A 10,124-nucleotide genomic window follows, 5' to 3' on the forward strand; every position below is an offset into this window, starting at 1 on the left:
TAGTTTTATTTAAATTTTTACTGTTTATCTACATATTATATATAGGCAATAAAATTAATTACTTAAGGAGATAAACCTCTTAATGTAAAATTAAAGAGATTTACCTCTAGTTAAGTATTTTATTGTCACAAGTTTAGATGAAATCTCTTCCACCCATGTATGGTCTTAGCACTTCTGGTATTGTAATTGTTCCATCTTCATTTTGATAATTTTCAAGAATTGCAGCTACAGTTCTTCCTATAGCAACACCTGATCCATTTAATGTGTGAATGAAGTTTGGTTTTCCATTTTCATCTCTATATTTAATGTTTGCACGTCTAGCTTGGAAATCTTCAAAGTTACTACAGCTTGATATTTCTACATATCTATTATAGCTTGGCATCCAAACTTCTAAATCATATTTAAATGCAGCAGTAAATCCTAAGTCTCCTTTACATATTCTAACTATTCTGTATGCTAAACCTAATGCTTGTAATACACTTTCTGCGTCTTTAACTAATTTTTCTAATTCTGCATAAGATTCTTCTGGTTTAACAAATTTAACAAGTTCTACTTTGTTAAATTGGTGTTGTCTTACAAGACCTCTAGTATCTCTTCCTGCTGATCCAGCTTCTGCTCTAAAACATGCACTATATGCTGCGTGTTTTATTGGTAATTTTGTGCCATCTAAAATCTCATCTCTATATAGGTTTGTTACAGGAACTTCTGCTGTTGGAATTAAGTAGTAGTCAGTGTCTGCTACTCTAAATGCATCCTCTTCAAATTTTGGTAATTGTCCTGTTCCTATCATACTATTTCTATTTACCATGTATGGTGGTAATATTTCTGTATATCCATTTTCATCTACATGTTTATCTAGGAAGAAGCTTATTATTGCTCTTTCAAGTCTTGCTCCTAACCCTCTGTACACTGTAAATCTTGAACCTGTAATTTTTCCGCCTGCTTCAAAATCTAATATATTTCTATCAGTTCCTATTGTCCAGTGTTCTTTTGGTTCAAAATCAAATTTTCTAGGTTCTCCAAATTTTTTAACCTCTACATTATCCTCATCAGTATCTCCATTTGGTACATCTGGATGTGGTATATTTGGTATTCTTAACATTATATATTTTATTTTTTCATCTATTTCATTAAGTTCTACATCAAAACCTTTTATCTTATCTGCTAATTCTTTCATTTCAGCCATTATTTCATCAACTGGTAGGCCTTCTTTTTTTAATTTTGGTATTTTTGCAGAATCTGTATTTCTTTTATTTTTTAACTCTTCAACCTCAACAAGTATGTCTCTTCTTCTTTGATCTAAAGCTACAACTTCATCTATAACTGAAACATCAAAGTTTTCCCCTCTATCATTTAATGCTGTTTTTATTGCTTCTGGATTATTACGAATTTTTTTTAAATCTAACATGATATTTCCTCCTAATGTTTTATTTTTTTGTATAAAAAAAAGAGCAACCCATCCCTAAACAGGGACGGATAAACTCCGCGTTGCCACCCTAATTGAATAACCATATGGTCATTCCTCTTAATTTAAATAACGACTATGCCGTACTGCTCATCACAGTCCCTCAGAGGCGGATTCATAAAATTTAATATACTAGTTTACACCAACCACTAGCTCTCTTTGATACTAAAAATTTATTACTATTCTCATCAACGGTTTGTTTTCTTATTAATTTAAAATCATTTTAATAATTGTTTTGTCATTTGTCAAGCTTTTCTAAATATTTTTTATATTTTTTTAGCTTTTATGGCTCATTTTTATAAAAAAGTGTATAAAAAAAGAGTCAGCCATCCCTAAACAGGGACGGATAAACTCCGCGTTGCCACCCTAATTGAATAACCATATGGTTATTCCTCTTAATTCAAATAACGGCTATGCCGTACTGCTCATCACAGTCCCTCAGAGGCGGATTCATAAAATTTAATATACTAGTTTACACCAACCACTAGTTCTCTTTGATACTAAAAATTTATTACTATTCTCATCAACGGTTTGTTTTTTATTAACTTTAAAATCATTTTAATCTGTATTTTGAATTTTGTCAAGCTATTCTAAATATTTTTTTTTATATTTTTTGTAGCCACTATGTCAACCCCTGTATTTAGTATGTTTTTACATACTATATCCCCCATATTTATAGGCGGTCCTACATGTATTCTACATAAAGCTTTAGAACATTCAATCCAAAAATCTTTTTTTATTGGTTTAGTACTTTTTACCGGAACTAAACAATAAATATCCGAACCCTTTACTCTTACTACCGTAGTAAATATATCTTTATTTTCCATGTTACTTCACCTTTACATTGTATCAAATTCTTTAATTCTATTTAAGACAATTTTAGAACTTTTTGTATTCTTATCTATATCTAACATTGATTTATTAGTTTCCCTTGCCAAAATATCTGTTATTATTTGATTGCAATAAGCCCCTCTACAATTTCCAAGTCCAGCACTTGTTCTTCTTCGCACCCCTTCAAGGGTTCTTGCGCCTAAAGGTCTTCTTATAGCATCAACTATTTCGCCTTCTGTTATACCCTCACATAAGCAAACTAATTTTCCATAATTCTCATCAAGTTTTATTATGTTATTTCTCTCTACATTACTTAAATCTTTAAATTTATAGTACTCTCTTCGTCTATCAATGAAATCCTTTTTTAATATACAGTTGAAATTATTTACAACTATTTTGCAAACTATTTCTGCTATAGCTGGTGTCATTGTGACCTTTCCAAAATGCTTCACTACCACATTTAAGTAACCATCTTCAGATATGCTATCATCAATTACAACTGGCTCATCATACAAAGTCCAATCTAATACCATTTTAACTTTATGGCTATCAAAAGACCCTAAAATAGATGATAATTTATCTATAACTTTATTATAACTTATATTTTTTTTAGTACTTACTGCCCCTATTATATTACCATCCATTGTAGGTCTTATATATCTTCTTTCTTTACTATCTACATCAAATATTATATTAGAGTATGAGTTTCTATAATTTTTATTAACCATGATGTATTTTAAATTATTTTTTACAGCATCCTCTATAAAATTACTATTTAAATCTTCACCAAGATGTTTCTCTGCAGTGGTATTTATAACAATTTTACAAGTGAATTTATTTCTACTCGTTTCAACTCTAAAACCTTTAGATATTTTTTCTATACTTAAAACTTCTTCCTCTAATCTAAATTTAACTCCATTATCAAAAGCAATTTCACCATATGCTAATACTAAATCATAAGAACAAACTACACCTGTGTTAGGTAAATATACCGCTTCTTTAACATCTCTATCTAAATTAGGTTCAAATTGAAATATTTCATCACCTTTTAAAAATCTTACATCACTTATGTTTTTAAGCTTTGCTCTTTCATACATGTTTTTAATATATGTTGATTGCTCTTCATCTTTTGCAACATACAAAGATCCCATTCTTTTAAAAGGGACATTAAATTTTTCAGTATATTCATCAAACATTAAGTTTCCTTTTCTTATTAGTGATGAGCTAACACTATCACTACATTCCAAACCATCATATACTGTTGCACTATTAATAAGAGCAGCATCTGCTCCTATGTCATAATCTTTTTCTATTACTGCTATATTTAAATTATATTTAGAAAGTTCATAGGCTACAGCGCATCCTATCATTCCGCCACCTAGAACTAATACATCATAATCCATATATCCTCCATATTACAAACTTTTAAATGCCCCAGTCTTAATATGATTGGAGCATTTAAAATATTTTTTATCTATTTCAATAATTGATCTAATTTTTCACCTAAATCATTTATATAATCACCGTATTTGCCCCATTCCCCTTGCTTTTGTGATTCTATAGCTTTATTATATATATCTTTAATTTCATTTAATTCGTTTTTATTTAAATTAGGGTTATTATCCTTACCTGTGTTTTTATCTTCATAGTTAAATAATTGAACTAATGCCTCATCTACACTTGGTGCCAACACAATCTTATCAGAGTATCCAACTATAACATTACGCATTTCTGGAATACTTTTTTCTCCTGCTGCTCTTAGATATAATGGTTCTACATATAATAAAGAATCTTTTATAGGAACTATTATAGTATCTCCAAATTGAACCTCTGAACCTTTTGTATCCCAAAGAGAAAGTTCTTTTGAAATTTCTGGGTCTTGATGTATTTTCTTTTGGAATAACATAGGACTGTATACAGTACCTCCAGTTGGAAACTTGTATAAAAACATTTTACCATAGTTTTCATCATCCATTCTTACTCCAAACATGGATACCATATTATCTCTTCCCTTTGTATTAAAATACTCTAAAACAACCATCTCATCCTTTTCTTCTCCAGGTAACCTCATTATAACATATGACGCATCTCTTTCTTTTTCTTCTTCATCAATTTTTTCTTTATTACTTGAAATAGTCCAAACATCATCACCATTATAAAATATTCCTGCATCTTTTACATGATATTTTCCCAGTACTCTTGATTGTATATTAAATAAGTCTTCTGGATACTTAAAATGTGACTTTAAATTACTAGGCACTTTATCTATAGACTTAAATAATTCAGGGAAAATTTTAGCATAAGTTTGAGCTATCGGATCACTGCTATCAGATATATAAAAATTTGTAGTTCCATCATAGGCATCTACAATTACTTTAACAGAATTTCTGATATAATTAATTCCGTCAATTGGTTGAGAAAATGGAAACTTATTGCTTACTGTATATCCATCTAATATCCAATATAACTTACCATCTTCAACTACAATATATGGGTCTTTATCATATTTTATAAATGGAGCTATTTTTTTAGCTCTTTCCATTATATTTCTATTAATCAGTATTTTACTATCTTTCGTTATATCTTGAGAAAGTAAAAATTTAGGATTTTTATATTTTATTGCAAACATAACTCTATTAATTAAATTCATGCTTATTCCAGCATTTCCATCGTAATTATTAGTGATGTTTTCTCCACGCATAGGATAGTCTATTTCTCCTAACTTAGTATTTACAATGCTATAATCATTTGTACTTTCACCAAAATATATTCTAGGATTATCTAATTTTAAATCAGTTTCATTTTCTATAGGAATATTTCCAATAACAAAATCAGGCTGTCCTTCACTTGTAACAGAATTTACCTTGCTCATGGTAACGCCGTAACCATGAGTATATGCTAAATGTCTATTTTGCCATGTATTAGAATTTTCATCTAGTTTATCTAAATCTAATTCTCTAGCAGATATAAAAACTTGACTGTATTTATTATTAATATTATATCTATCAATATCCATATCTTTAAATCCATAATAATATCTTATATATTGAAATTGGTTATTGAATTCTAAAGCTGGTTTTACTGAATTTATTTTTATATTATCAATTATATCTTTACTGTCCTCTATATCTTTTCCTACTAAATTATTGTTTACATCAAAGTTATTTTCTTCTATATCATCTATATTAAAACCTAGTTTTGTATATTTTATATTTTGCTCTATATAAGGCTTTTCTAATGTTTTTTCATTAGATTGCACTACAAAACCTTGTACTCCTATAGATGCTATATTTTCTCCTATTATTAAAATTGCTATTAAACAAACAGACATAAATATTGGCTTAAATTTTTTTCTTATTACACTTAAAAATACTACTACAGAGCAAACTATTGATGCTATTGATATAGCTCTATAAAATTTCAAGCTTACCTTCGCATCTGTATAGCTAGTACCAAAAACTGTCCCTCTTGGAGAGTAAACTAAATCCCATCCTTTAACCATATAACCTATTGCTAAAAAAATCATTATTAATGCTGTTAAAACAGCTAACTGTTTTCCAGCAAAAGTTGTCATTCCACTTTTTAAATCTTTTATTATATTATTTTTTACTATCTTATTTTTTATTTTATCCTTTGTAACAAAAGATATATACATTATAAACGTAATTATAACTAACATTACAACTAATGTAATTCCCATATTATATAAAGACCTTATAAGTGGTAATTTGAATATAAAGAAAGATATGTCTTTATTAAATATAGGGTCAGAAATATTAAAACTAGTAGAGTCCTTAAACTCTAATATTTTATACCAATATGAAAAAGAAAATATAAAAGAAATTATTAAAGATATAATACCATTTATAAACAAAAATTTGTTTAATTTCTTTTTCTCATCTTTTCTATTTATTTCTATTACCTTTTTAACTTTTCTTATATTAGGTCTTAAACTTAAATAATATAGTGTAATTGCTATAAATATTATCATAAATATAGGAATCATAAGTTTTAATATTGATACTACTTGCTTAAAGTAAATAGGTAAATATCCAATTTCTTTAAACCATTGATAGTCTACTATTATACTTATACCTGACACTATTGCACCTAATATAACAGCTATTAATATAAGACTATATAACCCTATTCTTTTTTTACTTGCCACCTTATCACCTCTTAATTATCTATTAAAATATTCTCATCTTTTAACTCTTTTAAAATATTTTCCATATCTTCAATACTATCTACAGTTATAGTATGTATATGTATTCCATTAGTTAATTTAAATAATGGCTCTACTTCCGACTTATCAAATTTATCATTAAACTTTTCAACATCATTCAAATTTTTAATCATCAATGTAGCTTTTATCTCTCCATACAATGGATGTTCTACTATTACATCCTCAACTATACCTCCATATTTGACTACAGTTTTTAATTCTTTATATACATCTTCTCTATCATGATTTACTGCTATCACTTTTCTAATTTTAGTGTTTTCATACCTAGTAATTAAGTATCCTTCTGGTGTAGCTATTATATTATTTCCTTCCGCTCTTAATATAGCTATATCTTTTACTATAACCTGTCTTGTTACATTAAATTTTGTTGCCAATTCTTGACCTTTTATCGGTAGTTTACTTTCTAAAAATATAGCTTTTATATCCTCTCTACGTTCTTTTGAACTCATAAGATCCTCCTTTGATTTTAGTAATTTATTTGGCTTTAGTTTCTTTTTAATTTTTGTCATCACTGGCTCTTAAAATATTTATTTCTACACTATCAATATCATAGTTATGATGATTTTTAACTAAATTTAAAAACTCTTTGCTATAATTATTCTCTTTAAGTAGTTTATATCCCTCTTTATCATGATTATAATATATGTCTATAGCTTTAATATTATCTAAATTTTTAAGTTTGCCTTTTGAAAATTTATCTAAAATCACTAAAATAGACTTTTGTATTGGATTTAAATTTTTTTTAATCTTTCCAATATCATGCAATAGCCCTGCTTTTATCAAATCATTTTTTAAAATACTTAAATCTTCATTCTTTATGTTGTTTTTTTGAAAATAAATTTTTATATCTTTAGCTACATCAATGCAATGTTTTTGGTCATAAACCTTTAATTTGAAAAATAACTCTTTTTCTTTATGACTTAAGTAGTTATTAATAAAAATAATATCATCTTCTGTGACTTTTGCAGTTATTGCTTTAAAAAACTGGCCAACTCTATAAAAAAACATAATATTCTCCTTTTTATTTAACACTATATTCAATAATACATCTTAACAATATTTTTTTAAATATTATTATTTTATTTTCAAAAATAAAAGCTATAAATTTAGCTTTTAAATATATTTTTATATTAATTATTTTCTCTAAAAAATATATTTATATTATACTAAATTTATAGCTTTCAACTTAAATTAGTTTATTTCTATAGCTCCCATATTATTTTTAATATCAACATTAAATCTTTTATTTATACTTGTATCTTCTACAATTTTAAAATTATTCTTAATTTTCCCCATATCATTAGAAGTTTTTAAATCTATATTTTTTCCTTCATTTTTTACTTTCAATTTAACTAACCCCATATCATTTTCTAATATTAAATTTCTATTTAAATACTCAAAACATGCATTGATACCACCTGCACTAGACTTAATACTTAAACTTCCATAATCTTCATCCTCTTTATTATTAACATTATATTTAATACTACCCATATCACTAGTTAATTTTCCATTTAAACAGTCTACATTGTTTATCTCTAATTTTCCCATGTTAACAGTAGCATTAATATTATTTACTAAAATATATTCTCTTGAATTTACTTGTATAGATCCAAAATCCGAACTTAAATCTGAACCTTCAAATAAAATATCATCTAATTCTATATTTCCCAAATGATTTGTTATATTTAGCTTATTAATTTTAAATCCTTTCGGAACTTCTAATAATATTTTATATCCACCTTTATTATTTTTCATATTTTCACTGTTAACGCTTTCTATATTTAAAGTATTTTCTTTTATATTTATATCACCTTTATATTTATAATCTACAGTAACCTTTAAATTCTTTATATTTTTATTTTCTTTTAGCTGTATATTGGATATATCACTTTTTATGGAAATAGATTTAAATTCATTTAAATCTATTTCCTTATTTAAGTGTTTAGCATTATTATCCTCTTCAACATCACTCATTACAAATTTTGAAATTTTATTTAAATCCAAATTTTTATTGCTTAATTCTTTTAAATCAAATGTTTTTATAGAAACTAGCAATCCTATTGTAAAGGTACAAAAACATACTATAGCCATAATCTTTAAAATTTTATGAAATTTTCTCATACTACTCACCTCTAGCAAATTTTTTATTCCAGTTTATATATTTTTTTGATAAAATTATAAATCCATAGGTTAAAAAATATATTCCTATCAATATTAAAATCATTGCTGATAATATAGTTAATAAACAAAATAGTGGAAATATGGTTAATTTATTTATTATAGTTGTAAATATTAAACCTATAGTTCCAACTGTTACAAATGGTAATGAAATTACCATACTTATAGCTACTCCTATTATTCCTGATACTATAGGAAATAGTATACTAACAAGTATTAAATTTAATATAACAAGTATTATTATATTTAAGGAACTATAAGTTATTTTATTTTTATTCGAAGCTATTAAATGATTTTTATTTATTATTCCTTGTTCACATAAATTTTCTATAATTTGCTCTGGGGTTCCAAGTTCCTTGCAGATAGTATCTTCTGTTTTATCCTCTTCTCGTCCATGTATAAAATATTCTTCATAATCTTTTAAAATATCCTCTAAAGTATATTTATCTAACTCTTTAAGTCCATTTCTTAATTGAGCTAAAAACTCATCTTTACTCATATTATTCCTCCTAAACTCCTTTATAAATTATACCAACCTAATTTTTATCTATTTCCTCAATAAATAAATTAATCTTACTACAAAAATCTAGCCATTCCTCTTTTAAACTCTTAGCTCTTATTCTTCCTTCTTCTGTTAATCTGAAATATTTTCTTGCTGGCCCTTCTGAGGATTCTACTAAATATGTGGTTAGATATCCATCTGATGTTAATCTTCTTAATAACGGATATAATGTACCATCTGCTGTTTTTATATATTTATCTAAGCTTTTAACAAGTTCATAACTGTACAAATCTTCTTTACATAATAACATAAGAACGCACATTTCTAATACTCCTTTTTTAAATTGTATACTCATAAAAAACCCCTTGTAAAATATATTATTCACTAGTGATTAATAATCACTACTTAGTTATATTATATACCTTTTTTTAGAAATTGCAACGATATTTTTGGGTAATATTTCAAATTTAATTTTAAACAATAAAAAAAACAGTTCAATTGAACTGTTTTGGTGGAGATAAAGAGATTCGAACTCTTGACCCCCTGCGTGCAAGGCAGGTGCTCTCCCAACTGAGCTATACCCCCAAATATGGTGGACCTTCAGGGACTCGAACCCCGGACCTACCGGTTATGAGCCGGTTGCTCTAACCAACTGAGCTAAAGATCCTTATTACCAAGATTAACTTGGTACTACCTGGCAACAACCTACCCTCCCACACAGTCACCCGTGCAGTACTCTCGGCGTCTAGAGGCTTAACTTGCCTGTTCGGAATGGAAAGGAGTGTTACCCTCTAAACCATCATCACCAGATTTTAAATTAATATAAGCTGCGTACTGCGTCGTCAATTTCCTTCGTTCCTATGCTCATTTATATAAATAAACTCCGCTTCTCACTCAAT

9 protein-coding genes, 2 tRNA genes, 1 rRNA gene and 2 other annotated features are annotated in these 10,124 nt (G+C 27.0%); all 12 genes read right to left on the reverse strand.

Annotated features, from left to right (window positions below):
• Nucleotides 1-133: 133 nt before the first annotated feature.
• On the reverse strand, nucleotides 134-1,408 hold the full coding sequence (serS, locus tag AZI32_RS14165) for a serine--tRNA ligase (RefSeq protein ID WP_061996444.1): 1,275 nt from the start codon (nucleotides 1,406-1,408) through the stop codon (nucleotides 134-136).
• 57 nt (nucleotides 1,409-1,465) lie between these two features.
• Nucleotides 1,466-1,666, reverse strand: a binding site (T-box leader).
• A gap of 134 nt (nucleotides 1,667-1,800) precedes the next feature.
• Nucleotides 1,801-2,001: a binding site (T-box leader), on the reverse strand.
• 54 nt (nucleotides 2,002-2,055) lie between these two features.
• On the reverse strand, nucleotides 2,056-2,292 hold the full coding sequence (locus tag AZI32_RS14170; protein WP_061996445.1) for a DUF1667 domain-containing protein: 237 nt from the start codon (nucleotides 2,290-2,292) through the stop codon (nucleotides 2,056-2,058).
• 12 nt (nucleotides 2,293-2,304) lie between these two features.
• Nucleotides 2,305-3,699: an FAD-dependent oxidoreductase gene (locus AZI32_RS14175; RefSeq protein ID WP_061996446.1), complete on the reverse strand. Its 1,395-nt coding sequence runs from the start codon at nucleotides 3,697-3,699 to the stop codon at nucleotides 2,305-2,307.
• 71 nt (nucleotides 3,700-3,770) lie between these two features.
• A complete protein-coding gene (locus AZI32_RS14180) occupies nucleotides 3,771-6,464 on the reverse strand; it encodes a UPF0182 family protein (protein ID WP_061996447.1) in 2,694 nt (897 codons plus the stop codon).
• Nucleotides 6,465-6,475: 11 nt separating this feature from the next.
• Entirely contained in the window at nucleotides 6,476-6,991 is a 516-nt protein-coding gene (locus AZI32_RS14185; RefSeq protein ID WP_061996452.1) for a transcription repressor NadR, read from the reverse strand.
• A 46-nt stretch (nucleotides 6,992-7,037) separates the two neighbouring features.
• On the reverse strand, nucleotides 7,038-7,550 hold the full coding sequence (locus AZI32_RS14190; protein ID WP_061996448.1) for an HD domain-containing protein: 513 nt from the start codon (nucleotides 7,548-7,550) through the stop codon (nucleotides 7,038-7,040).
• Between the two features lie 183 nt (nucleotides 7,551-7,733).
• Complete coding sequence (locus AZI32_RS14195; protein WP_061996449.1) at nucleotides 7,734-8,666, reverse strand: DUF4097 family beta strand repeat-containing protein; 933 nt, start codon at nucleotides 8,664-8,666, stop codon at nucleotides 7,734-7,736.
• A 1-nt stretch (nucleotide 8,667) separates the two neighbouring features.
• Nucleotides 8,668-9,222, reverse strand: a complete 555-nt coding sequence (locus AZI32_RS14200) for a DUF1700 domain-containing protein (protein WP_061996450.1) — start codon at nucleotides 9,220-9,222, stop codon at nucleotides 8,668-8,670.
• Nucleotides 9,223-9,259: 37 nt separating this feature from the next.
• Nucleotides 9,260-9,580 carry a PadR family transcriptional regulator gene (locus AZI32_RS14205; RefSeq protein WP_061996451.1) on the reverse strand — a complete coding sequence of 107 codons (321 nt, stop codon included), beginning with the start codon at nucleotides 9,578-9,580 and terminating at the stop codon, nucleotides 9,260-9,262.
• A gap of 154 nt (nucleotides 9,581-9,734) precedes the next feature.
• Nucleotides 9,735-9,810: transfer RNA gene (locus tag AZI32_RS14210), tRNA-Ala, on the reverse strand.
• 5 nt (nucleotides 9,811-9,815) lie between these two features.
• Nucleotides 9,816-9,892: transfer RNA gene (locus AZI32_RS14215), tRNA-Ile, on the reverse strand.
• A gap of 25 nt (nucleotides 9,893-9,917) precedes the next feature.
• Nucleotides 9,918-10,035: ribosomal RNA gene (gene rrf / locus AZI32_RS14220) — 5S ribosomal RNA — on the reverse strand.
• Nucleotides 10,036-10,124: the final 89 nt, after the last annotated feature.

This window comes from Clostridium sp. ATCC 25772, assembly GCF_001573875.1.
Taxonomy (GTDB): Bacteria; Bacillota; Clostridia; order Clostridiales; family Clostridiaceae; genus Clostridium_J; species Clostridium_J senegalense.

Excerpts from the sequence above, each read along its gene's own strand:
- AZI32_RS14175 (WP_061996446.1), bottom strand. The coding sequence starts at position 3,699 with ATGGATTATGATGTATTAGTTCTAGGTGGCGGAATGATAGGATGCGCT.
- AZI32_RS14185 (WP_061996452.1), bottom strand. The coding sequence starts at position 6,991 with ATGAGTTCAAAAGAACGTAGAGAGGATATAAAAGCTATATTTTTAGAA.
- AZI32_RS14205 (WP_061996451.1), bottom strand. The coding sequence starts at position 9,580 with ATGAGTATACAATTTAAAAAAGGAGTATTAGAAATGTGCGTTCTTATG.
- AZI32_RS14200 (WP_061996450.1), bottom strand. The coding sequence starts at position 9,222 with ATGAGTAAAGATGAGTTTTTAGCTCAATTAAGAAATGGACTTAAAGAG.
- AZI32_RS14170 (WP_061996445.1), bottom strand. The coding sequence starts at position 2,292 with ATGGAAAATAAAGATATATTTACTACGGTAGTAAGAGTAAAGGGTTCG.
- AZI32_RS14195 (WP_061996449.1), bottom strand. The coding sequence starts at position 8,666 with ATGAGAAAATTTCATAAAATTTTAAAGATTATGGCTATAGTATGTTTT.
- AZI32_RS14190 (WP_061996448.1), bottom strand. The coding sequence starts at position 7,550 with ATGTTTTTTTATAGAGTTGGCCAGTTTTTTAAAGCAATAACTGCAAAA.
- serS (WP_061996444.1), bottom strand. The coding sequence starts at position 1,408 with ATGTTAGATTTAAAAAAAATTCGTAATAATCCAGAAGCAATAAAAACA.